Source organism: Mycobacterium sp. SM1, assembly GCF_018361265.1.
Lineage (GTDB): Bacteria > Actinomycetota > Actinomycetes > Mycobacteriales > Mycobacteriaceae > Mycobacterium.
This window is the reverse complement of record NZ_JAFLNH010000002.1, coordinates 637,268-660,508: the sequence shown is the minus strand read 5'-3', so window position 1 is coordinate 660,508 and position 23,241 is coordinate 637,268. Positions and strand designations below refer to the sequence as shown.

The following is a 23,241-nucleotide window of genomic DNA, read 5'->3' as shown; positions in this document are numbered from 1 at the left end:
GCGATACACTTCCTGGCGTGACGACGGCGGTGCAAGGGGCGCTGTTTCAGCTCGCGCAACGCCGCCAGCTCGGTGACGGCGCGTGGATCGACATCCGCACGGGCTGGCTGGCCGAGGCCGATGATCTGTTCGGCGCGTTGCTCGCAACGGTGCCGTGGCGTGCCGAGCGCCGTCACATGTACGACCGGGTGCTTGACGTGCCGCGACTGGTCAGCTTCCACGACCTGACCGCCGAGGATCCCCCGCACCCCCTGCTTGAGCGGCTGCGGGGGCGGCTCAACGACAGCTACGCGGGTGAGCTCGGCGAGCCGTTCACCACGGTGGGGCTGTGCCTGTACCGCGACGGCTCTGACAGCGTCGCCTGGCACGGCGACACCATCGGCCGCGGCAGCACCGAAGACACCATGGTGGCGATCGTCAGCCTGGGCGCCACGCGCACCTTTGCGTTGCGGCGCCGCGGCGGCGGCCCGTCGGTGCGGCTGCCGCTGGCGCACGGCGATCTGCTGGTGATGGGCGGATCCTGCCAGCGCACCTGGGAGCACTCGGTTCCCAAGACGTCGGTGCCCGCCGGTCGCCGGATCAGCATCCAGTTTCGGCCGCGCGAGGTGCGCTAAGCCCGCGCTAAGCTCGCGCTTTGCCCGGCCGGGCCGGAGCCGGCGCCCGCCGCCGAGCGCGCTTAACTGCGGATCGCGGCCACCGCTTTGACGAGCAGGTCACGTGCTCGCTGCGTGTCAACCGGGGCAACGGGTTTATCCGGGACCACAAGCGGATTGGCGGTGACGATAACCTGATAGCTGCCGAAGTGAGCGGAGTAGTCGTAAAGCTCACCGGTGCTGGGCTTTCCGTCGAGCACCGTCTGCAGAACGCGGTGCACGCCCAGCGTCTGGGCATCCGCGATCTGCGGCGCGCCGACAACCTCGATGACCCCCCGCAATTGCCCGCCGGCGAATCCCACTTTCTGACAGTTCCGCCCGGGCTGGGTGATCGGCACGGGCTGGGATGTCTGCACCGCGATGGTGATGAAGCGGTTGCCCGCGCCTTCGGCGGACACCGCGGCCATGTTGCCCCGCAATCCCGGCGGCATCGATTGGCCCAGAGCAAATTTCGCGCAGTCCGCCGGCTCGAACGTCATACCGGGAGGCAGTTTCTGGGCCGCGAACAACGTCGGGTTGATACCCGTCGGCGCGACGCTGGTGACGCGGAACTGCGGGCCGAAACTCGCCTTCACGTCGAGAACCTTGCCGATGTCAACCGACGCGGCTGGCCTGCTCGGCGCGCAGGCGGCGAGCGCACCCGCACACGTGATCACCAGCGCCGCCCTAAACATCGCCGTCAATCTACCCGAAACACCACGATCAGCCGCGTAACGCGGACACCGTTTTCACCAGCAGATCGGCGGCGAATTGCGGCGCTAGCGGCGAATCCGCCGACCCCGGTTCGGCGATCAGCGTGGTGAACGCGTAATAGTCACCCAGATACGCAATAAAGCTGTAGGCGTGAGAAAGGATTTCAGCGCCCCCCTCCGCGGTTGTCGTGATGTCGGCGGCCATGCCGAGAGTTTCAACACCATCGACATGCGGCGGGTCGATGAGGTGGACACGGGCCGTAGCGTGCCCGCCGCTGATGGCCCATTGCCGGCACTGCGTGACGACGTGGGGATCCGGCGTCACCGGCCCCGACGGGGACGCTACGACCACCGCGTCGACGACGCCGCCGCCGCCAGAGCCGGACACCCCCCGCGCGGCGCCGACACGTCCGCGCGCAGGGTCGGCCAGCACCGAGCACTGCGGCGGGCGCGCGGCTGACGCCGCCGTGAGACCCCAGAGCCGCGCGGGTGCCGAAATGCCGGTGACCTTGGCCACTTCGTATCCCCGGGGCAGCGCGCCCGCAACTTTGACGATGTTCGCCGGGTTGAGCGGGGCGGTGCCGGTGGGCGCACCCGGGGATGGTGTTTTCGGCCCGCTCGAGCAGCCGGCCGAGCAGACGCAGCTGACCGCAAGCAGCAGCACCAGCGTCGCGACCCGGGGCCAGCGTCGCGGCAGCGGGGAAAGCACGTCAGCCGACCGCGCGGATCAACTGGCGGGCAACGTGGCGGATCTGCTCGGCCATGTCACGCCCGAAAGGCCAGTCATCCGGAACGTCGATGACCGTGCTGACCACCCCGACGTCGTCGCGCTGCCAGATGGCGCCGTAGTGGTCCATGATCGCCCGCATCGGCACGTTCTCGGAAAGTGTGCGCCCGGAGAACATGCGCACCCCATCCACCTGGGCCGCGATCGCCAGGGCGCCCATCAGGAAGGTTCCGATGCCGCGGCCCTGGTAGGCGTCGGCGACGGTGAACGCGATCTCGGCGCGGCTCGGGTCGTGTTCGTCACGAACGAAGCGGGCGTCCGCGACCGGATCCCCCTCGGCATCGGTCACCACCCAGACGAAGTGATCGACATAATCGACCTCGGACAGATAGTGCAAGAGCGCCGGGCCGGGCGCCCGGGGCGTCAGGAACCGCCGGTAGAGCGTTTCCCTGGAGAATTGGACGTGCCCCCGCAGGGTGCGCTCGCTGTCGCCGGGCAGCACCGGGCGTAGCAGCAGCTCGGTTCCGTCGCGCACCCGGATGGGGATCGGCGTGACGAGAGCCGCGAGCCGCTGGCGCACCGTGCGCAGCAGTCGCGGCATGATGCCCGGGACATGCACCAGCAGGGCAAACGCGTGGCTGTCGCCGCTCCAGCCGGTCAGCGGCTCACGGACGGTGACGGTCGCCGTGCGCGGACTGTCGCGCAGCAGCGCGATCTCGCCGACGATCATGCCGGAAGACACTTCTTCGACCATCACGACGGCATCCTCGCCGACGTGTCTGACCTCTGCGGTACCGGATGCGATGAGCAGAAACCACGCGGCCCGCTCGCCCTGGCGCATGAGCACCTGCCCGCCGGCGGCACGGACGGGCTGAAGGCTCGCCGCTAACGGCGCCAGATCATCGACGGGGCATCCCTTAAAGATGTCCATTGCCGCGAGTGCGTCCGCGGGGCCGCCGACCGGTTCGGTCACGGTGACCCCCCGGCCTGAGCGCATCGAGCGGGGTGCCGCGGCGCACACGTCGACATCAACCACCGCCCTGGTCGCGTCGCGTCCACGGCAGGCTGCAGCGATGCTGCTCTTGGTCCATTGCCACTCAAGACTATGGCTTGGGCGGGCCTAAGACGGCTAAGGCGGGCTTAACGTTTAACCGGTGTTGTCGAGCGGCTCTCACTAGCGTTCGAGGGCGGTTCAATGGCGCGACCCGAGGCAGTCGTCGGGCGGTGTCTCGCGGACGGCGGCGTGACTCCCGGCAGCGGCGCGCAACCAGCGTGGAAAGCCGCCGGCGCCGGGGTGATCTTGACCCGGGTTGTGCCCGGCGTGACCTTTGGTTTTCCTTGTGGAGCTAAGGGGATTCGAACCCCTGACCTACTCGATGCGAACGAGTCGCGCTACCAGCTGCGCCATAGCCCCTCGCGGTTAGCAGGCTACCAGCAGGCCGGCGCATACCGAATGCGGCCGCCGCCAACCCAGGCCCGCCGGCTACTGACCGGCGGCTCGCGGCAGGTCGTAGTCCCGCGCGCACGCCGCGTGGTCGAGATGCTCGAAGGTGGGATCCTCGTCGTCGACCTCCAGCACCACCGCGCCCGGGCGCCGCAACCGCGAGGACACCACATCGAGCTCTTGGTCCAGGGCGTTCTGCACACCAAGGCCCGAACGCGCCACCCGCTGCATCCGCCGGCGGCGCAGCCGTTCCTCGATCCGGGTCTGCCGGCGCAGATACGCCAGGTAGAGCGCCGTGACAACGCCGACGCTGGCGCACACCCACCAGGCGCCTGGCGCCACGGCGATCGCCGACGCCGCCGAGCCCACCAGTATCAGCGCCATCGACAGCAGCATGCGCTTGCGGAACGCGTATTTGCGAGCCCTGACCGCGGCGGCGACATCCAAGTCGTGGCGGCGACGCCGCGAGACCCCGGGCGTGTCGGCCGTCGACGGTTCGGCTGCGGGCGCCACACCCGACGTGTCCTCGACGCATTCGAATCCACCGGCACCGTCATCGGCGTCGCGCTCGCTGCCGGTGCCTGCTGCCGAGTCTTGCGGCCGTTCGTCGTCGTCACCGGGATCGTCGCCGGCGTCGGCGTGTTGGTCTTGTTCCGGCTGCCAGTCGGGGTCGCTGCGATGCCCGGCGGCCGGACCGGTGCGCTTGAGCAGCCGGGCACCGGCGGCGGTGTTGAGCACCCGGGTGGCCAGCGCCACGTCGCTGGTGCGACGTACCGCGTCGCGCTTGCTGACCAGCATCGGAACCAGCACGAATAGCCAGAGCACCACGAGCGAGACCCACAGCAGCGATTGCGGGATGCTGGGCATGGCGACCTGCTCCTTTCCGCGCCAGGCTGGGTGCGCTCGCCGTTCTCGGCCGCCGCACGGGTGCCACTGTCACAGCGCCGCTACAATTACACACCTGTAATTTGCGAATTACAAGCACCATTAGCCCCATATGTCACGCTAGTAACAGTTGGGTTGGGTGCCCAAGCCCGGCTTGCCCGCGGGCGCTACACCCAGCTGGCGTGCCCGCTGCGCACGAGAGTCGACGTCACCGACCCGGACACCTCTTCGATGGTCAGCCCCATCAGCAGGTGGTCGCGCCACGCCCCGTCGACCTGCAGATAGCGGCGCAACAGGCCTTCCTCACGGAAGCCAACCTTTGCCAGCACAGCCCTGCTGGCCACATTCTCCGGACGCACGGTCGCCTCCACGCGATGGAGCATCACCGGACCGAAGCAATGGTCGAGGCCCAGCGCCAACGCGCCGGTGGCCACCCCACCCCCGGTGACCGCGCTGGACACCCAGTAGCCGATCCATGCCGACCGCAATGCCCCGTGGGTGACGTTGCCGATGGTCAACTGACCGCAGAACACGTCGTCCAGCTCGATGGCGTACGGCAGCATGCGGCCTTTGCGGGCTTCGGAGCGCAGCATCGAGTACAGCGCCGGCCAGGCCGAAACCGCATGCCGGAGGGTCCAATCACCCTCAGCGCTGGGTTCCCAGGGCTCCAGGTGGGCGCGATCGGCCAATCGGATTCGGCTCCACTGTGCGCCGTCGCGCATCCGCACCGGTCGCAACCGGATCACACCCGCCTCGACCCGCAGCGGCCCCACGGTCATCGGCCAACCGGGGTGGCGGGAGCTGGAGCGCCAGAAGTTCACGGCAATGCGCCGTCATACGCCTCAGCCGCGCTGAGCCAGGAATGCCACATCGACGATCTCGCCGGTGCGAATCTGCTCAGCCTCCGCGGGAACCATCACTAGACAGTTTGCCTCGGCGAGTGTCGCGAGCAAATGCGACGAGGTGCCCGGGGCTCCGCCTAACGCCTGGACCAGGTAGTCACCGGTGTCTTGATCACGCATCAGCTGACCCCGAAGGTAGCCCTTGCGCCCGGCCACCGAGGCGATCGGTGAGAGGGCGCGGGCCGGCACGATCCGACGCATCGGCTGCCGCTTCCCCAGCGCCAGCCGGATCAGGGGACGCACCATGACCTCGAAGACCACCAGCGCGCTGACCGGATTGGCCGGCAGCAAAAACGTCGGGACACCCTCGGGTCCCAGCTGCCCGAAGCCCTGCACCGATCCCGGATGCATGGCAACGCGGGTGACCTCCATCTCCCCGAGCTCCGACAGCACCGACCGCACCGCCTCGGCCGCCGCGCCGCCCACCGCGCCGGCGATCACCACGACCTCGGCCCGGTTCAGCTGGCCCGCAACGACGTCGCGCAGCTCCGCGGGATCGCTGCTGACAATGCCGACGCGGGTCACCTGCGCGCCGGCGTCCCGCCCCGCGGCTGCCAGCGCGTAGGAGTTGACGTCATACACCTGCCCGTTGCCCGGTGTGCGCGAGATATCGACCAGCTCGCCACCGACCGCCATCACCGACAGCCGCGGGCGCGGGTGCACCAGCACCCGTTCCCGGCCCACCGCCGCCAGCAGACCCACCTGCGCGGGGCCGATGATCGTCCCGGCGCGCACCGCGATGTCGCCGGGCTGGACATCGTCGCCGGTGCGCCGCACGAAGGCGCCCGAGCGCACCCCCCGCAGCACCCGCACCCGCGACTGGCCCCCGTCGGTCCAGCGCACCGGCAGCACCGCATCGGCCAACGCCGGCAGCGGAGCCCCGGTCTGCACCCGCACCGCCTGACGGGGCTGCAGCCGGCTGGGTGCCCGGGACCCGGCTTCGATGGTCGCCGTCACCGGCAGAACCACCTCGGCGCTCCCGTCGTCGTGCCCACCGCCGGGCTCACCGGCGTTGAGCACGTCGACGCTGCGTACCGCGTAGCCGTCGATGGCCGCCTGGTCGAAGCCGGGCAGCGGGCGTTCGGTCACCACTTCTTCGGCGCACATCAAGCCCTGAGCCTCCGCGATGGCGACCCGCACCGGCCGTGGGGCCACCGCGGCCGCCGTTATTCGGGCCTGCTGCTCCTCCACCGAACGCACAGCGCGCCTTTCTGCCTCGTGTCGGGTTGTCGACCCGGGCGCCCCGCCGGGCTGGCCGGCTACTGCTCGGACAGGCCCAATCGCGTTACCAGCCACCGCCGCAAATCCGGGCCGTAGTCGTCGCGGTCCAACGCAAAGTCAACCGCAGCCTTGAGGTAACCGCCGGGATTTCCCAGGTCGTGTCGGGACCCGTGATGGACCACGACATGCACCGGGTGACCCTCTTTGATCAGCAACGCGATCGCGTCGGTGAGCTGCACTTCGCCGCCGGCGCCCCGGTCTATCCGGCGCAAGGCGTCGAAAATAGCGCGATCGAGCACGTAGCGGCCGGCCGCCGCGTAGCACGACGGCGCGTCTTCCGGCTTGGGTTTCTCAACCATGCCGTTGACCTTGAGCACGTCCGGATCGGCGTCGCCGTGAACCGGCTCCACGTCGAAGACCCCGTAGGCGCTCACCTCGTCGGGCGTGACCTCGATGGCGCACAACACGGTGCCGCCCAACCGGGCCCGCACCGCCGACATCGTCACCAGCACACCGGTCGGCAGCACGAGGTCATCGGGTAGCAGCACCGCGACCGCGTCCTCGTCGGGCGCCAACGTCGGTTCCACGCAGCCGATCGCGTGCCCCAGCCCCAGCGGCTCGGCCTGCACCACGGACTCGACCTTGATCAGCCTGGGCGCGCGCCGCACCTTGTCCAACATGGCTTTTTTGCCGCGCGCCTCCAGCGTGCCCTCGAGCACCAGATCCTCAACGAAATGCGCGACGACGCCGTCCTTGCCCTCGGAGGTCACGATCACCAGACGCTCGGCGCCCGCCTCAGCGGCCTCGGCGGCAACCAGCTCGATGCCGGGCGTATCGACAACCGGCAGCAGCTCCTTGGGCACCGTTTTGGTCGCGGGTAAAAACCGGGTGCCCAGGCCCGCCGCGGGCACGATCGCCGTGCGCGGAACCAAGACATGTGGGCGTGGCATCGTTCACACGATAGTTCACCCGATAGCGGGACCGGCCCACGCAGCCCGCGTGGTGGCGCGTACCCGGGGACCGTCATCGTTAACGGCATGACGACGACGGACAAACCCGCGCTGCGGGAGCGGCTGCTCGCGGCCCGGCGGTTGGTTACCGACGACGTGCGCACCCGCGAGGCCCGCGCCCTCGGCGAGCATCTTGGGTCGGTGGCGCCCAGCGGCAGCACGGTCTGCGCGTATGTGCCGACGGCGACCGAGCCCGGATCGATCGAGATGCTGGAGCTGTTGCTGCGCCGGGCGGGACGGGTGCTGGTGCCGGTCGCACGCACCGCCGACGACGGCACCGCGATGCCGCTGCGGTGGGGCGAATACCGGCCGGGACGGCTGGTCCCCGGGCGGTTCGGGCTGCTCGAGCCGCCCGAACCCTGGCTGCCGGCGCCGGCTCTGGCCCAGGCCGCCATGGTGCTGGTTCCCGCGCTGGCCGTCGACCGCCGCGGCGTCCGGCTGGGCCACGGACGTGGCTTTTACGACCGCTCGTTGGTCTACCGCGACCCGCGGGCACTGGTGGTCGCCGTGGTGCGTGACGAGGAGTTCGTCGAGGAACTGCCGTTCGAGCCGCACGATGTGCGGGTGAACCAGGTGCTCACGCCGGCACGTGGGATGGTCCCCGTCGACACCCACCGGGAATGACTCAGGTCACGTAGCGGTTTTAGCACTTGACAAGCTAGAGTGCTAACAGCACTCCCACACTCGGAGGTTTTCGGTGCCGACTTACAGCTATGCGTGCACGCAGTGCGGTGACCGTTTCGACGTGGTGCAGGCGTTGACCGACGACGCGCTGACCACCTGCCGACGGTGCTCCGGCCGGCTGCGCAAACTGTTCAACTCCGTGGGAATCGTGTTCAAGGGCAGTGGTTTTTACCGCACCGACAGCCGCGAACCGGCGAAAGGCTCGACCGCTGGCTCCACCAAGGCCCCGTCGGCGGAAAGCGCGACGTCCGGATCAGCAGAGAAGTCGAGCGCATCGGCGGAGTCGGCGTCGAAGACCGCGGCCGCCGTTTAGCCGGCACGTTATCCACAGGAGCGCCCCGGGCGGGTGCCGTGGCGCTTCGGCATGCCTACGGTGTGGGTCATGGGGGAATCGCTGAATCCCGCGCTGGCCAGCCGGGTGGGCATGGCATTGCGCCCGGACTGGACGCGAACCACGCCGGCCCGGCGGGCCGTTGCGGGTGGACTGGTCGTGTTGGCGGCGGTGGCGGCGCTGCGGGCAAATCCGCAGGGCGATCGTGTCGACGTGGTAGTCGCCGCCCGTGACCTGAGCCCCGGCGCCGCGTTGACCTCCGACGACCTTCGCCTGGAAAAACGCGTGGTGACAGCGGTCCCCGATGGGTCGCAGGCCACCCTGGCGGCGGTGGTCGGATCGACACTGGCCGGTCCGGCGCGGCGGGGCGAGGTGCTCACCGATGTGCGCGTGCTGTCGAGCCGGCTCGCGGAGTCGACGGCCGGGGTGGGCGCCCGTATCGTGCCGCTGCACCTGGCCGACGCCGCGCTGATCGACCTGCTCCGTCCCGGTGATGTCGTCGACGTGCTGGCCGGCCCGGCTCACGACTCCCAAGCCGCCGCGCGGGTGGTGGCCGCAAACGCCGTCGTGGTCTTGGCCTCGGCATCGCCAAAGCTGCAGGCCGCTGACAACGACCGACTGGTGCTGGTGGCGCTGCCGGCCGGGGCGGCGACCGCGGTGGCCGGGGCGACGCTGGCTCAGGCGGTGACGGTCATCTTGCACTGAGCCGCCCGGGCGCTCGGCCGTCAGCAGGGCCGGCCCCGCAGCCCCGGGATGGCTCACGGGGACGTGATCTGCAGGCTGCCGCAATACTTGCACTTGCGCGCGGCCTCCGGAATGTCGGACAAGCACTCCGGGCAGGCCTTTGTCGGCGGCTCCTCGCCGAACACGGTGACACCGCGGCGGGCCTGGATGTGCTTATAGGGAAGCACGATCAGGAAATACACGACCGCCATGAACACGACGAAGTAGACAATCGCCGAGATGAACGATCCAATATCGACAAATGTCGCCTTGTTGCCCGCCTGGCCAAGCTGCCAACCCAGCCCGAAGCGGGCGGCGGGCTGGGCGGCCGCGACCAGCGGGGTGATCACGCTGTCGGTGAAGGCCTTGACTAGATTCGAAAAGGCCAGGGCCACAACAAGGCCCACGGCCACGGTGATCACGTCATCACGCATCAAAAAATTTTTGAAACCCTTGAGCACGCAAACTACCTCCGTGACCACCAATTACCGGGAAAACGGTATGCTCATTTGCGCACACAATTGCCCGCCGCGCAGAGCCTCGGGGTAATTCGACACCGAAGCGTGATCAGGCGGCAACATTTTTGGGGAATCCTCGGGGAGCGGCCGCCATGCGTTATATACACATCGGCCCGCTCGCTCACACGTGGCGCGCAGAATTGATGTGCAGAGTCGGCCGCCGGTGGTGCACGCCCGGTCAGATCTCCAGGCTCGACAATTGCCCGATAATGTAGGCCGCCAGCGGATTCAGCGTGGCCATGCCGTCGCGCACCGCATACCGCGAGGCGGCCAGGTTCACCACCAGCGTGCTGCCAGATATTCCGGCCAAACCGCGCGACAATGCGCCGTCGACAATGCCGGCGGACCGTGCCGAGGCGCGGATGGCCTCGGCGATGCCGAGGATTTCGCGATCGAGAATGTCTCGAGTGGCTTCCGGGGTGACGTCACGGGGTGTGACGCCGGTCCCGCCGACCGAGACCACCAGGTCGACCCCGCCGATCACAGCGGTGTTGAGCGCGTTGCGGATCTCCACCTCATCGGCCGCCACGGCCACCACCCCATCGACAACGAACCCCGCCTCGGTGAGCAGCTCGGTCACCAGCGGTCCGCTGTGGTCCTCGTCACCGTGGGCGGTGCGGTCGTCGACGACGACGACCAGCGCCCGGCCGATCAATTCCACGCGCTGTTCCATGGTTGCCACCGTATATCCGGGGTGCGACCGCGGCGCGCCCGCTGTGCTCACTGCGGCGCCTTGCCGAGCGTGACCTGCACGGTCTTGGTGGCACCCGAGGGATCCAGGTAGGTCAGCGTGATCCTGTCGCCCGGCGCCTTGGATCGCACGGCGGCCACCAGCGCGTCGGCACCGTTGATCGGGCGGTCGTCAACTTTGGTGACCACCGCCCCGGTGGGCAGCCCGGCGGCGGCCGCGGCACCATCCGGCAGCACCTGGACGACCTTGGCGCCGGGGGTCTCCTTGTCGCTGATCACCTGCACACCCAACGACGCGTGGGTCGCGTGGCCGGTCCTGATCAGCTCATCGGCGATACGCTTGGCCTGGTCGACCGGAATCGCAAAGCCCAGCCCGATGGAACCGCTTTGCGCGTCGGGGGAATCCGCACCCAAGGTGGCGATCGCGGAGTTGATGCCGATCAATTGGGCGCTCATATTGACCAGCGCGCCTCCGGAGTTGCCCGGGTTGATCGCCGCGTCGGTCTGAATGGCGTCCAGCACGGTGTTCTGGTTACCCGATTCGCCGGTGGTCGACACCGGCCGGTTCAGCGCGCTGATGATCCCGCTGGTCACCGTTCCTTCCAGACCAAGCGGTGAGCCCACCGCCACCACCGGCTGGCCGACGCGCAGATTCGCCGAGGAGCCCATCGTGATCGGGGTCAGGCCGGACACGCCCTGGGCACGAACGACCGCGATGTCGGTGGTGGGATCCGCCCCCACGACCGTGAACGGCGCGGTGTGGCCGTCCGAGAAGGTCACCGTCGTCTTGGGCGATCCCCCATCACGGGCCACATTGGCCGCGGCCGCGATGACGTGGTTATTGGTCAGGATCAACCCGTCCGGCGACAAGATAACCCCGGAACCCTCCTCCTGCTGACGGCCCAGGTCGGTCTCCAGCATCACGACGCTGGGCACCACCTTGGCGGCCACCTGTTCGACAGAGCCCGCCGGCGCATTGGCGGCCGGCATCCCTGGCGCAGGCCCGTTTAGCGCGCTCCCGGCCCCGCCGGCCGACTGCTCCCCTTGCTCGACGAGCAACGCCACCCCACCGCCGATACCGGCCGACACCATCGCGATAGCCACCGCACCGATAACTAAAAGCCCTGCGCGAGAGCGTCTTTGCGGAAATCCGCTCGGTGGGCCGGCCTGCGCGCCGCCGAAGGGCTCGAACCCCTGGCGGTAAGCGGGCTGCGACGGATACCGCCAGTCGTACGGCTGGGAGTACGGCTGGTGCTGACCGGGATAGCCCGGGGACGTGGGCTGGCCGGGCGCCGGGTGGTATCCGGGTTGCCGGGGCGGTGGCGAATACGGGGGGTGATTCGTCATATCGCTGGGTTGCACTTCCTCTAGGGTGCTTTACGGTGGCTCGCCCTCCGGTGGGCTCGGAGTCCACACTAGCCGCACAACTACCCTGGCCGCGTGGGCTAAGAATCCACTGAGAGAACGCTCGTTGCGCCCGTAGGGCTCGCCGCCTCGGTCGCCGCCGCTTCGGTGGCTTCTCCCTGTCCGGCAGTGCTGCCGCCGGCCCGGCCACCCGCCGCCGGCACCGGATACGGCGGAGCCGGCATCGGCCTGCCCGGGAGCAGCACCCGGATCGACGTTCCCGGGGGTTGCCCGCCGGGGACGGTCTCTTCGACACGCAGCGCCCCGCCGTGCTTGAGCACCACCTGTTTGACGATCGCGAGCCCCAGGCCCGAGCCGGGCATCGCCCGCGCCGACTCCGAACGATAGAACCGCTCGAACACCAGCGGTCGCTCGTGGGCCGGGATCCCCGGGCCGTGGTCGGACACCACCAGCTCGGCGTGCGTGGCGTCCAGCTGTGTCATCCGGACACCCACCTGCCCGCCCGGCGGACTCCATTTCGCGGCGTTATCCATCAAGTTCACGACCGCGCGCGAGAGCCCCGCTCCGTCGCCGTAGACCTGCCAGGGGATCACCCGGACATCGAAGTCGATGTCGTTGCGGCGGCGCCGGACCCGCTCCAGGCTGCGGTCCACGACCTCGGACATATCGACTGGCTCGTGCGCCGCCTGGCCGGCGTCGTCTCGGGTGAGATCTACCAAATCGCCTACCAGAGTGGACAATTCCTCGATCTGCGCGAGCACATCGGCACGCAGATCGACCATCTCCTGCTCCGGAAGCCGTGGCGCTCCGGGCGCCATCGAGGCCATCAGTAGCTCCACATTGGTGCGCAGCGACGTCAGCGGGGTGCGCAGTTCATGGCCGGCATCGGTCACCAGTCGGGCCTGCCGTTCCCGAGACTCTGCCAATGCGCGCAGCATCAAGTTGAATGACTCAGTCAGCCTTGCTAATTCGTCACTACCAAACACGGGGATAGGGCGCAGATCATCGGTGCGGGCCACCCGCTCGGCGGCTTCGGTGAGGCGGGCGACGGGACGCAGACCGGCCCGGGTGACCATCCCCCCGGCCACCGCGGCGACCGCAACACCGACCCCGCCGACGATCAGCAACACCCACCGCAGCTTGGTCATGACCGCATCCGTGGGGGCCAGACTCTTGGAGATCAAAAGCGAACTGCCGTTGGGCAAGTGAATGGCCAGCACCCGTTGATCACCCACGGTGCGGCGCGACATGAACAGCTCGCCCCGGATGACGGCTTTCTCGGGCGGGCCCACGGGCAGGGTTTGGCCTGCCTGATGGGCGCTGTAGATGGATCGGCCGGGGATCACCAGCATGGCGTTGACATCTGAATATGCCGTGCCCTCGATAGCCTTCGCGGGATCGGCGGCTAGCGACCCACTGGCGATCAGTAGCTGTGCCCTGCTTTGCAGCTGGCTGTCGATGTCGCTATACAGCGCCGCGGAGATCACCGCGTAGACGGCGACGGCGACCAGCACCACCACCATCGCCACCATTGACATCGCCAGCAGCATCACCCGCCACCGCAGCGACAACGAGGTGGTGGCTCCCAGCGCAGCACGTCGCCGTCGGCGGAGCGGGGACATCAGGGAGGCGTTTCACGTAGCACGTAGCCCACGCCGCGCACGGTGTGGATCAGCCGCGGCTCACCATCGGCTTCGGTCTTGCGGCGCAGATACCCGATATAGACCTCTAGCGCATTGCCCGAGGTGGGAAAGTCAAATCCCCACACCTCCTCGAGAATGCGGCCGCGGGTCAGCACCCGTCGCGGGTTGGCAATCAGCATCTCCAGCAGTGCGAATTCGGTGCGGGTCAAACTGATCTGGCGTTGCCCGCGAGTCACCTCGCGCGTTGTCGGGTCCAGGGTCAGGTCGGAGAACGTCAAGGCGGCCACCTCGGTGGACTCGTCAGACTTGGTGCGGCGCAACAGAGCCCGCATGCGTGCCAGCAGCTCTTCGAGGGCGAACGGCTTGGGCAGGTAGTCGTCGGCCCCGGCGTCCAGGCCCGCGACCCGCTCAGAGACCGAATCACGGGCGGTCAGCACCAGAATCGGCAAGTCATCACCGGCGCCGCGGAGCTGCCGGCATACTTGCAAACCGTCCAGGCGCGGCATCATCACGTCGAGGACAAGCGCGTCGGGCCGATCGCTGGCGATCATCTGCAAAGCCTCGACACCGTCTTGGGCCAGCGCAACCGAGTAGCCGTTGAACGAAAGGGACCTGCGCAGCGACTCGCGCACCGCGCGATCGTCATCAACGACGAGTATCCGCACGGCCATCAGTGTCGTCTCATCGCCTGAGAGCGGCCTGAGAGGCGCTCGAGCCGATAGCCCGGCAAGGAGGCCCTAGCGACGATCGAGATCGATAAGCCCGAGACGGGCCGCCTTGAGCAGCCGGCGCGGCACCTGATGCCGCCGACCCGCCACGGTCACACCCACCAGGTGGATGGGGGCAGCCTTCCATTGCGCGCGCCTGCTGCGCGTGTTCGCCCGTGACATCCTGCGCTTGGGTACCGCCATAGCTGGGCCTTACTCCTCGGGTCGTGGTCGCGGGTCTGACACCACCGGCGATTCGGCCGGCAATCTGGCGCGACCACTGGGCACGACGATCACCGTTAACGATAGCCGGTGACGCGATGGTCGCCAAAATGCGGCACCGCTGCCGACGGGCCGCCGCGGCGGTGGTGAGCGCACCCCGGCGGCAACCGAAATACGACGAGACGTTCTTGACGGGGCACCGGCGATACCCGCTAACCTACCAGTTGGTTGGTGAGCCCGCGCGGTGGCGGTCCGAAGGGAGGGCACAGCGGGGTGTCTGCGGTCCGCATCGGGAACTGCTCGGGGTTTTACGGCGATCGCCTGTCGGCGATGCGCGAGATGCTCACCGGCGGCGACCTGGACTATCTCACCGGCGACTACCTGGCCGAGCTGACCATGCTGATCCTCGGCCGTGACCGGGCCAAACACCCCGACCGCGGTTATGTGAAGACCTTTTTGAGCCAACTCGAGGAGTGTCTAGGGCTGGCCCACGACCGTGGGGTACGCATCGTCGCCAACGCCGGCGGCCTAAACCCTGCGGGCCTGGCCGACGCGGTGCGCGCGCTGGCCGAGCGCTTGGGGATTCCGGCGCGGGTCGCCCATGTCGAGGGCGACGACCTGCACGCCCGGGCCGCCGAACTGGGACTGGGCTGCCCGCTGACGGCCAACGCCTACCTGGGCGCCTGGGGGATCGTCGAGTGCCTTAACCACGGGGCCGACGTGGTGATCACCGGCCGGGTGACCGATGCTTCGGTGACCGTCGGGCCGGCCGCCGCGCATTTCGGCTGGGCCCGCACCGACTACCACCGGCTTGCCGGCGCGGTGGTCGCCGGCCACGTCATCGAATGCGGCGCCCAGGCCACCGGCGGGAACTATGCTTTTTTCACGGAAATACCCCAGTTCCCCGGTCTGCTTCATCCCGGTTTCCCGCTGGCCGAGATCCACGCCGACGGCTCATCGGTGATCACCAAGCACCCCGGCACCAGCGGGCAGGTCAGCGTGGACACCGTTACCGCGCAACTGCTCTACGAAATCACCGGCGCCCGCTACGCCAACCCGGACGTCACCGCCCGGGTCGACAGCATCCGCTTGTCGGGCGCAGGTCCCGACCGGGTGCGGATCAGCGGGGTGAGCGGTGAACCGCCGCCACCCACGCTGAAGGTGTCGCTGAATAGCGTCGGCGGATTCCGCAACGCGGTGACGTTCGTGCTGACCGGTCTGGACATCGACGCCAAGGCCGCGCTGGTGCGCCGCCAGCTGGAGGCATCGCTGCGCGTCAGGCCCGCCGAGCTGCAGTGGACCCTGGCACGCACCGACCACCCCGACGCCGACACCGAAGAAACCGCCAGCGCGCTGCTGCACTGCGTGGCCCGCGACCCCGACCCCGCTAACGTTGGACGCCAATTCTCCTCGGCCGCAGTCGAACTCGCTCTGGCCAGTTACCCGGGCTTTCACCTCACCGCCCCCCCGGGTGACGCCCAGGTCTACGGGGTGTTCACCCCCGGCTACGTCGACGCCGCAAAAGTGGCGCACCTCGCCGTCCACGCCGACGGCACCCGCACCGAGGTCCCCGCCGCGAGCGACACCCTCGAACTGGCCCCGGTCGAGCCGCCGCCGCTGCCCGAGCCGCTGCCCGCCGGGCCGGCCCGGCGGGTGCCGCTGGGCCGGATCGCGGGCGCCCGCAGCGGAGACAAGGGCGGATCGGCCAACGTCGGGGTGTGGGTGCGCACCGATGAGCAGTGGCGTTGGCTGGCCCACACACTGACGGTCGAGGTGCTGCGGGATCTGCTGCCCGAGACGGCTGACCTGCCGATCACCCGCCACGTGCTGCCCAACCTGCGCGCGGTGAACTTCGTCATCGACGGCATCCTGGGCCAGGGGGTCGGCTACCAGGCGCGCTTCGATCCCCAGGCCAAGGGGCTGGGCGAATGGCTGCGCAGCCGCTACGTCGACGTTCCGGAAAGGCTGCTGGTGTGAGCATCTGGACCACACCCGAGCGTGATCACCTACGAAAGACGGTGCGCGCCTTCGCCGAGCGCGAGATACTGCCCAATGTCGAGGAGTGGGAGCGCACCGGGGAGTTGCCGCGCGAATTGCACCGCCGGGCCGGGCAGGCCGGCCTGCTGGGCGCGAGCTTCCCCGAAGCGGTCGGGGGTGGGGGCGGTGACGGCGCCGACTCGGTGATCATCTGCGAGGAACTGCACAAGGCCGGCACCCCCGGGGGCGTTTACGCGTCCCTGTTCACCTGCGGGATCGCGGTGCCCCACATGGTGGCCTCGGGGGATCGGCGGCTCATCGACGCCTTCGTGCGGCCCACGTTGGCGGGCGAGAAGATCGGCGCGCTGGCCATCACCGAGCCCGGCGGCGGCTCGGACGTGGGGCATTTGCGAACTACCGCCGTCTTGGAGAACGGGCCCGCCGGCGACCATTACCTCGTCAACGGCGCCAAGACCTACATCACCTCCGGGGTGCGCGCCGACTACGTGGTCACCGCCGTGCGCACCGGCGGTCCCGGCGCGGCCGGGGTGTCGTTGCTGGTCGTCGAGAAAGGCACACCGGGCTTTGCGGTCACCCGCAAGCTGGACAAGATGGGGTGGCGCTCCTCGGACACCGCCGAGTTGTCCTACACCGATGTGCGGGTGCCGGCCGCTAACCTGGTCGGCGCCGAGAACAGCGGCTTCACCCAAATCGCGCAAGCCTTTATCGCAGAGCGCATCGGCCTTGCCGTCCAGGCGTATTCGAGCGCCCAGCGCTGCCTGGACCTCACCGTGGCATGGTGCCGCGATCGGGAAACGTTCGGCCGCCCGCTGATCTCCCGGCAAGCGGTGCAGAACACGCTGACCGAGATGGCCCGGCGCATCGACGTCGCCCGGGTTTATGTGCGCAGCGTGGTGGAACGCCAGCTGGCCGGCGAAACGAATCTGATCGCGCCGGTATGCTTTGCCAAAAACACCGCCGTGGAAGCCGGTGAATGGGTGGTCAACCGGGCCGTGCAGTTGTTTGGCGGCATGGGCTACATGTCCGAATGCGAAGTCGAGCGCCAGTACCGCGACATGCGGATTTTGGGCATTGGCGGCGGAGCCACCGAGATCCTGACCGCGCTGGCCGCCAAGGCCCTGGGATTTCGCTCATGATTCCCCCACCGCCTTCTCATCGGTTCGCTCGCCATCCCCGGCGGTGCCCATGACGGTGCTGCGGTCCACCCTGGATCCCGCCTCGGCGGCGTACCGGGAGGCGGCATCGGCGTTGACCGCCAAACTCGACGAGATCAACGCCGAATTGGCCAAGGCCCTTGCCGGCGGCGGACCAAAATATGTGCAGCGTCATCACGCCCGCGGCAAGCTGACCGCACGGGAGCGCATCGAGCTGCTCGTCGACCCGGATTCACCATTTTTGGAATTGTGCCCGCTGGCCGCCTGGGGCAGCGAGTTTCAGGTCGGTGCCAGCGTGGTGGTGGGCGTCGGAGTGGTGTCCGGGGTGGAATGCGTGATCGTCGCCAACGATCCGACGGTCAAAGGCGGTGCCAGCAACCCATGGACATTGCGAAAGATCTTGCGCGCTAACCAGATCGCATTCCAGAATCGGCTACCGGTGATTTCGCTGGTGGAGTCCGGGGGCGCTGACCTGCCCACGCAGAAGGATGTTTTTATCCCTGGCGGGCAAATGTTTCGCGACCTGACCCGCCTGTCGGCAGCCGGAATCCCAACCATTGCACTGGTGTTCGGTAACTCCACCGCAGGCGGGGCATATGTTCCCGGGATGTGCGATCACGTGGTGATGATCAAGGAACGCTCGAAGGTGTTTCTGGCCGGCCCGCCGCTGGTGAAGATGGCCACCGGAGAGGACTCGGATGACGAATCCCTCGGTGGTGCCGACATGCATGCCCGCATCTCGGGCCTTGCTGACTACTTTGCCGTCGACGAGCCCGACGCGATTCGCATCGGCCGGCGAATCGTGGCGCGGCTGAACTGGAAGAAGCTGGGGCCGAAGCCGGGTCTGGCCATCGACCCGCGGTATGGAGCCGAGGAGTTGATCGGCATTGTGCCGGCAGACTTGCGTATCCCGTTCGACCCGCGGGAGGTGATCGCCCGCATCGTCGACGGCTCCGAGTTCGACGAGTTCAAACCGCGCTACGGCTCGTCGCTGGTGACCGGCTGGGCGGCACTGCACGGTTACCCACTGGGGATCTTGGCGAACGCGCGCGGCATTTTGTTCAGCGAGGAATCCCAGAAGGCAACCCAGTTCATCCAGCTGGCCAACCGTTACCACACGCCGCTGCTGTTCCTGCACAACACCACCGGGTATATGGTCGGCAGGGTTTACGAAGAGGGCGGCATGATCAAGCACGGGTCGATGATGATCAACGCCGTTTCCAACTCCACGGTGCCGCATATCTCGCTGCTGATCGGTGCGTCTTACGGCGCCGGACACTACGGCATGTGCGGGCGCGCCTACGACCCGAGGTTTTTGTTCACCTGGCCGTCCGCCAAGGCCGCGGTGATGGGCGGCGCTCAGTTGGCCGGGGTGATCTCGATCGTCGGTCGGGCCGCCGCGGAGGCACGCGGCCAGCCGTTCGACGAACAAGCCGACACAGCGATGCGCGCGGCGATCGAAGCGCAAATCGAGGCCGAGTCGCTGCCGCTGTTTTTGTCGGGGCGGCTATATGACGACGGCGTGATCGACCCGCGCGACACCCGCACTGTGCTGGGAATGTGCCTGTCCGCCATTGCCAATGCCCCAATCGAGGGTACGTCGAATTTCGGCGTGTTCCGGATGTGAGGGCGCGGTGATCACTCGGGTGCTGGTGGCCAACCGCGGCGAGATCGCTCGGCGGGTCTTTGCCACCTGCCGGCGGTTGGGCCTGGGCACCGTCGCCGTCTACACCGACCCGGATGCCGGCGCGCCGCACGTCGCGGAGGCCGACGCACGGGTGCGGCTGCCCTCAGCAACCGACTATCTCAACGCCGGGGCCATCATCGCCGCCGCCCGCGCCGCCGGTGCCGACGCCGTGCATCCCGGCTACGGATTCCTCGCCGAAAACCCTGATTTCGCTGCGGCCGTGCACGATGCGGGCCTGACATGGGTTGGGCCGCCGGCGAACGTGGTGCGGGCGATGGGGTCCAAGATCGAGGCCAAGAAGCTGATGGCCGCCGCCGGCGTGCCGGTGCTCGACGAACTCGACCCGGACGCCGTCACCCACGCGCAGCTGCCGGTGATCGTCAAGGCCGCGGCCGGCGGCGGGGGACGCGGAATGCGGGTTGTTGATGAAATATCATCCCTGCCAAGCGAAGTCGAAGCAGCGCGTCGCGAAGCGCAGTCAGCGTTCGGCGACCCGACCGTGTTTTGCGAGCGCTACGTCGCGGCCGGCCGCCACATCGAGGTCCAAGTGCTCGCCGACACCCACGGCACCGTGTGGGCCGTCGGCGAACGGGAGTGCTCGATTCAGCGCCGCCACCAGAAGATCATCGAGGAATCACCGTCGCCGCTGGTGGAACGCACACCAGGGATGCGCGCCAAGCTATTCGACGCGGCCCGGCTGGCCGCCGCGGCGATCGGCTATACCGGTGCGGGAACGGTGGAGTTTCTCGTCGATCCCGCCTCTCCAGAGGGAGCGTTTTATTTTCTGGAAATGAACGCCCGGCTGCAAGTCGAGCACCCGGTCACCGAGGAGACCACCGGGCTGGATCTTGTCGAACTCCAGCTCGCGATCGCCGACGGCGCCCGGCTGGACACTGAGCCCCCTGCCGCCCGGGGGCATTCGATCGAGGCACGACTCTACGCGGAGGATCCGGCTCATGGCTGGCGGCCGCAGGCCGGCCTGGTGCATGCCCTCGAGGTTCCGGGAGTGCGTGCATGCTTTGACACCCTGCGCCAGCGGACCGGCATCCGGCTGGACTCCGGCATTGCCGACGGCTCCACCGTGTCCGTCCACTACGACCCGATGCTGGCGAAAGTGATTTCCTACGCTCCCACCCGGCGGCAATCTGCGATGGTGCTCGCCGACGCACTGGCGCGCAGCCGCCTCCATGGGATCCGCACCAACCGCGACCTCCTGGTGAACGTGCTTCGGCATCCGGCGTTCCTCGACGGTGCCACCGACACGGCGTTTTTCGACACCCACGGCCTGGCCAGGCTGTCGGCGCCGCTGGCCGACGCCGGCACGGCGCGGTTATCGGCGATCGCTGCCGCACTGGCGGACGCCGCGCACAACCGCGCTAGCGCACCGGTTCTCGCCTCCATTCCCAGCGGCTGGCGCAACCTGGCATCGGGTTATCAGGTCAAAAGCTACCGCGACGACAATGCGCACCAGCACCGTGTCGAATATCGCTTCGACAGAAACACTCTGGTGCTTCCCGGTGATGAGGCGGTGCAACTGGTGTCGCTTGCCGCAGACGCGGTGGTGCTCGCCGACGCGTGCGGGGTGGCGCGTCGCTTCGCCGTCGCGCGCTACGGTGACGACATCTACGTCGACTCGCCCGGTGGGTCGGTTCATTTCGTCGCGCTGCCACGCTTTTCCGAGCCGGGTGTGGCGGTCGAGCAGGGGTCGTTGGTGGCGCCGATTCCCGGCAGCGTCACCCGGGTCGGCGCGCGGCTCGGTGAAAACGTCACCGCCGGGCAGCCACTGATCTGGCTGGAAGCGATGAAAATGGAGCACCCCATCACCGCACCGAGCGACGGGGTGCTTGTGCAACTCCACGTCACACCCGGCGCGCAGGTCGAGGCCGGCGCCGTTTTGGCACAAGTGGAAGCTCCTGCTGCAGAAAGAGATCCGTCATGACCCAGAACGCGAGCACCCAGTCCGCTTTCGTCGAAAGCCCGGAGCGCCAGGCGTTGCGCCAGGCGGTGGCCGCGTTGGCGGCCAACTACGGCGCGGACTACTACCTGCAAAAGGCCCGGCAACACCAACACACTGACGAATTGTGGGCCGAGGCAGGAAAACTCGGATTCATCGGCGTCAATATTCCCGAGGAATATGGCGGCGGTGGCGCCGGGATGTACGAGCTGTCACTGGTGCTGGAGGAGATGTCGGCGGCTGGATGCGGGCTGCTGATGATGGTGGTCTCCCCCGCCATCAACGGCACCATCATCGCGAAGTTCGGCACCGATGAGCAGAAGCGCCGCTGGCTGCCCGGCATCGCCGACGGCTCGCTGATCATGGCGTTCGCGATCACCGAACCTGACGCCGGGTCCAACTCCCACCGGATCACCACCACGGCGCGCCGCGTCGGCGACGACTGGATCATCAGCGGGCAGAAGGTTTTCATCTCCGGTGTCGACCAGGCGCAGGCGGTGCTGGTGGTGGGCCGCACCGAGGAAGCCAAGACCGGCAAACTGCGTCCGGCGCTGTTCGTCGTGCCCACGGACGCGCCGGGATTCACCTGCACTCCGATCGAGATGGAGCTGATCAGCCCGGAGCGCCAATTCCAGGTCTTCCTCGACGACGTGCGGCTGCCTGCCGACGCGCTGGTGGGCTCCGAACACGCCGCGATGGCGCAACTGTTCGCCGGCCTTAATCCCGAACGCATCATGGGTGCGGCCAGCGCGGTGGGCATGGGCCGCTTTGCGCTTCACAAGGCGATCGACTACGTCAAGACCCGCAAGGTGTGGGATATTCCGATCGGCGCCCACCAGGGCATCTCGCATCCGTTGGCGCAGAACTACGTCGAGATCGAGTTGGCTAAGTTGATGATGCAGAAGGCGGCGACGCTCTACGATCACGGTGATGAAGCCGGCGCAGCGGAGGCGGCCAACATGGCGAAGTACGCCGCGGGCGAGGCATCGGCGCGCGCGGTCGACCAGGCCGTGCAGTCGCTGGGAGGCAATGGGCTGACCAAGGAGTACGGCATCGCCGCCGCATTGGCGGCGTCCCGGTTGTCGCGGATCGCGCCGGTAAGCCGCGAGATGATCCTGAACTTCCTCGCGCAGACATCGCTGGGCCTACCGCGGTCCTATTGATGGGGACACTCGTGCAGTGCGTCAGCGCCGGCCCGGTTGCCCGGCTGACGCTGGACTCTCCGCGTAACCGCAACGCGCTGTCGAGCGCCCTGGTCAGTCAATTGCACCGGGGGTTGCGGGAAGCGGCCGCAGACCCTCGCGTGCGGGCCGTGGTGCTTGGCCACACCGGCGACACGTTCTGCGCCGGAGCGGATCTGGGCGAGGCCAGCGGTGGCGATCCGTTCGAGGTGGCCGCGGCCCGCGGCCGGGAGCTGGCCGCACTGCTGCGCGCCATCGTCGCGTTACCGCTGCCGGTCATCGCGGCGATCGACGGCCATGTCCGTGCCGGTGGCCTGGGCCTGGTCGGCGCGTGCGACATCGCGGTCGCCGGCCCGCGCAGCACCTTCGCGCTGACCGAGGCGCGGATCGGGGTGGCACCGGCGATCATCTCGCTGACGTTGCTGCCGAAAATGTCCCCCCGCGCCGCGGCCCGCTACTTCCTGACCGGCGAGACGTTTGACGCGGCCGAGGCCGCGTCGATCGGGTTGATCACCATGGCCGCCGACGACGTCGGCGCCGCAGTCGCTTCGCTGCTCGCCGGCCTGGGGCGCGGCTCACCGCAGGGCCTGGCCGCATCCAAGGCGCTGACCACCGCGGCGCTACTGAACGGATTCGACCGCGACGCCGACCGGCTCGCCGTGGACTCGGCGCGGCTGTTCGTCTCCGATGAAGCCCGGGAAGGCATGCTCGCGTTCCTGCAGAAACGCCCGCCCAGCTGGGCTCCCCCGGGTGACGATGCGGCCCGTGACGCGGGCCGGTAACACGGCCGAGCCCGGGAGCGATGAGCCGGTTTGCCCAACTAGCATTACCGCCAAATTTGTTCGTCGTA

Annotated in this window: 23 protein-coding genes and 1 tRNA gene; 10 read left to right on the top strand and 14 right to left on the bottom strand. The window is 68.4% G+C overall.

Annotated features, from left to right (window positions below; genetic code table 11):
* Positions 1 to 17 precede the first annotated feature (17 nt).
* Positions 18 to 614: an alpha-ketoglutarate-dependent dioxygenase AlkB gene (locus MSM1_RS12720; protein ID WP_213442641.1), complete on the top strand. Its 597-nt coding sequence runs from the start codon at positions 18 to 20 to the stop codon at positions 612 to 614.
* A gap of 62 nt (positions 615 to 676) precedes the next feature.
* Here MSM1_RS12720 and MSM1_RS12715 read toward each other — a convergent pair whose 3' ends face one another.
* The 8 genes from MSM1_RS12715 to MSM1_RS12680 all read right to left on the bottom strand — a co-directional run bounded on the left by MSM1_RS12715 (position 677) and on the right by MSM1_RS12680 (position 7,474).
* Complete coding sequence (locus tag MSM1_RS12715; RefSeq protein WP_213442639.1) at positions 677 to 1,327, bottom strand: DUF5642 family protein; 651 nt, start codon at positions 1,325 to 1,327, stop codon at positions 677 to 679.
* Between the two features lie 28 nt (positions 1,328 to 1,355).
* A complete protein-coding gene (locus tag MSM1_RS12710; protein WP_307857378.1) occupies positions 1,356 to 2,054 on the bottom strand; it encodes a DUF5642 family protein in 699 nt (232 codons plus the stop codon).
* 1 nt (position 2,055) lies between these two features.
* On the bottom strand, positions 2,056 to 3,069 hold the full coding sequence (locus tag MSM1_RS12705) for a GNAT family N-acetyltransferase (RefSeq protein WP_213442977.1): 1,014 nt from the start codon (positions 3,067 to 3,069) through the stop codon (positions 2,056 to 2,058).
* A 344-nt stretch (positions 3,070 to 3,413) separates the two neighbouring features.
* A tRNA-Ala gene (locus tag MSM1_RS12700) sits at positions 3,414 to 3,486 on the bottom strand.
* A 69-nt stretch (positions 3,487 to 3,555) separates the two neighbouring features.
* Positions 3,556 to 4,383 carry a gephyrin-like molybdotransferase receptor GlpR gene (gene glpR / locus MSM1_RS12695; protein WP_213442637.1) on the bottom strand — a complete coding sequence of 276 codons (828 nt, stop codon included), beginning with the start codon at positions 4,381 to 4,383 and terminating at the stop codon, positions 3,556 to 3,558.
* A gap of 185 nt (positions 4,384 to 4,568) precedes the next feature.
* Positions 4,569 to 5,180 carry a GNAT family N-acetyltransferase gene (locus MSM1_RS12690; RefSeq protein WP_236055983.1) on the bottom strand — a complete coding sequence of 204 codons (612 nt, stop codon included), beginning with the start codon at positions 5,178 to 5,180 and terminating at the stop codon, positions 4,569 to 4,571.
* A 63-nt stretch (positions 5,181 to 5,243) separates the two neighbouring features.
* On the bottom strand, positions 5,244 to 6,503 hold the full coding sequence (gene glp, locus MSM1_RS12685) for a gephyrin-like molybdotransferase Glp (protein WP_213442633.1): 1,260 nt from the start codon (positions 6,501 to 6,503) through the stop codon (positions 5,244 to 5,246).
* A gap of 59 nt (positions 6,504 to 6,562) precedes the next feature.
* Complete coding sequence (locus MSM1_RS12680) at positions 6,563 to 7,474, bottom strand: UTP--glucose-1-phosphate uridylyltransferase (protein WP_213442631.1); 912 nt, start codon at positions 7,472 to 7,474, stop codon at positions 6,563 to 6,565.
* Positions 7,475 to 7,561: 87 nt separating this feature from the next.
* Between MSM1_RS12680 and MSM1_RS12675 the strand changes: the two genes are divergently transcribed.
* From MSM1_RS12675 to MSM1_RS12665, 3 genes are all read left to right on the top strand, one after another.
* Positions 7,562 to 8,158, top strand: a complete 597-nt coding sequence (locus MSM1_RS12675; RefSeq protein ID WP_213442629.1) for a 5-formyltetrahydrofolate cyclo-ligase — start codon at positions 7,562 to 7,564, stop codon at positions 8,156 to 8,158.
* Positions 8,159 to 8,231: 73 nt separating this feature from the next.
* Entirely contained in the window at positions 8,232 to 8,531 is a 300-nt protein-coding gene (locus MSM1_RS12670) for an FmdB family zinc ribbon protein (RefSeq protein ID WP_213442627.1), read from the top strand.
* Between the two features lie 69 nt (positions 8,532 to 8,600).
* Entirely contained in the window at positions 8,601 to 9,254 is a 654-nt protein-coding gene (locus MSM1_RS12665; protein WP_213442625.1) for an SAF domain-containing protein, read from the top strand.
* Positions 9,255 to 9,307: 53 nt separating this feature from the next.
* Here the strand turns inward: MSM1_RS12665 and MSM1_RS12660 are convergent, their stop codons facing one another.
* The 6 genes from MSM1_RS12660 to rpmF form a co-directional block, all read right to left on the bottom strand.
* Positions 9,308 to 9,733: an MscL family protein gene (locus MSM1_RS12660; protein WP_213442624.1), complete on the bottom strand. Its 426-nt coding sequence runs from the start codon at positions 9,731 to 9,733 to the stop codon at positions 9,308 to 9,310.
* A 235-nt stretch (positions 9,734 to 9,968) separates the two neighbouring features.
* Entirely contained in the window at positions 9,969 to 10,463 is a 495-nt protein-coding gene (locus tag MSM1_RS12655) for a molybdenum cofactor biosynthesis protein B (protein WP_213442623.1), read from the bottom strand.
* Positions 10,464 to 10,510: 47 nt separating this feature from the next.
* The gene (locus MSM1_RS12650) at positions 10,511 to 11,827 is read right to left on the bottom strand and encodes a S1C family serine protease (RefSeq protein ID WP_213442622.1); all 1,317 of its coding nucleotides are present in this window, start codon (positions 11,825 to 11,827) and stop codon (positions 10,511 to 10,513) included.
* A 98-nt stretch (positions 11,828 to 11,925) separates the two neighbouring features.
* Positions 11,926 to 13,467, bottom strand: coding sequence for a HAMP domain-containing sensor histidine kinase (locus MSM1_RS12645; RefSeq protein WP_213442621.1), 1,542 nt, complete (start codon positions 13,465 to 13,467; stop codon positions 11,926 to 11,928).
* Positions 13,467 to 14,153 (bottom strand): response regulator transcription factor, encoded by a 687-nt coding sequence (locus MSM1_RS12640; RefSeq protein ID WP_213442975.1) that lies wholly within the window; start codon positions 14,151 to 14,153, stop codon positions 13,467 to 13,469. Before MSM1_RS12640 ends, MSM1_RS12645 begins: the two co-directional genes overlap by 1 nt.
* 72 nt (positions 14,154 to 14,225) lie before the next feature.
* The gene (gene rpmF, locus MSM1_RS12635) at positions 14,226 to 14,399 is read right to left on the bottom strand and encodes a 50S ribosomal protein L32 (RefSeq protein WP_213442620.1); all 174 of its coding nucleotides are present in this window, start codon (positions 14,397 to 14,399) and stop codon (positions 14,226 to 14,228) included.
* A 291-nt stretch (positions 14,400 to 14,690) separates the two neighbouring features.
* Between rpmF and MSM1_RS12630 the strand changes: the two genes are divergently transcribed.
* From MSM1_RS12630 to MSM1_RS12605, 6 genes are read left to right on the top strand one after another with little or no spacing between them, the layout of a single operon-like run.
* Positions 14,691 to 16,394: an acyclic terpene utilization AtuA family protein gene (locus tag MSM1_RS12630; protein WP_307857377.1), complete on the top strand. Its 1,704-nt coding sequence runs from the start codon at positions 14,691 to 14,693 to the stop codon at positions 16,392 to 16,394.
* Positions 16,391 to 17,551, top strand: coding sequence for an acyl-CoA dehydrogenase family protein (locus MSM1_RS12625; RefSeq protein ID WP_213442616.1), 1,161 nt, complete (start codon positions 16,391 to 16,393; stop codon positions 17,549 to 17,551). Before MSM1_RS12630 ends, MSM1_RS12625 begins: the two co-directional genes overlap by 4 nt.
* Positions 17,552 to 17,606: 55 nt before the next feature.
* Complete coding sequence (locus MSM1_RS12620; RefSeq protein WP_213442973.1) at positions 17,607 to 19,196, top strand: acyl-CoA carboxylase subunit beta; 1,590 nt, start codon at positions 17,607 to 17,609, stop codon at positions 19,194 to 19,196.
* A gap of 7 nt (positions 19,197 to 19,203) precedes the next feature.
* Complete coding sequence (locus MSM1_RS12615) at positions 19,204 to 21,195, top strand: biotin carboxylase N-terminal domain-containing protein (RefSeq protein ID WP_307857376.1); 1,992 nt, start codon at positions 19,204 to 19,206, stop codon at positions 21,193 to 21,195.
* Complete coding sequence (locus MSM1_RS12610; protein ID WP_213442611.1) at positions 21,192 to 22,373, top strand: acyl-CoA dehydrogenase family protein; 1,182 nt, start codon at positions 21,192 to 21,194, stop codon at positions 22,371 to 22,373. The genes MSM1_RS12615 and MSM1_RS12610 overlap by 4 nt, the downstream gene beginning before the upstream one ends.
* On the top strand, positions 22,373 to 23,173 hold the full coding sequence (locus MSM1_RS12605; RefSeq protein WP_213442609.1) for an enoyl-CoA hydratase family protein: 801 nt from the start codon (positions 22,373 to 22,375) through the stop codon (positions 23,171 to 23,173). Before MSM1_RS12610 ends, MSM1_RS12605 begins: the two co-directional genes overlap by 1 nt.
* Positions 23,174 to 23,241 lie beyond the last annotated feature (68 nt).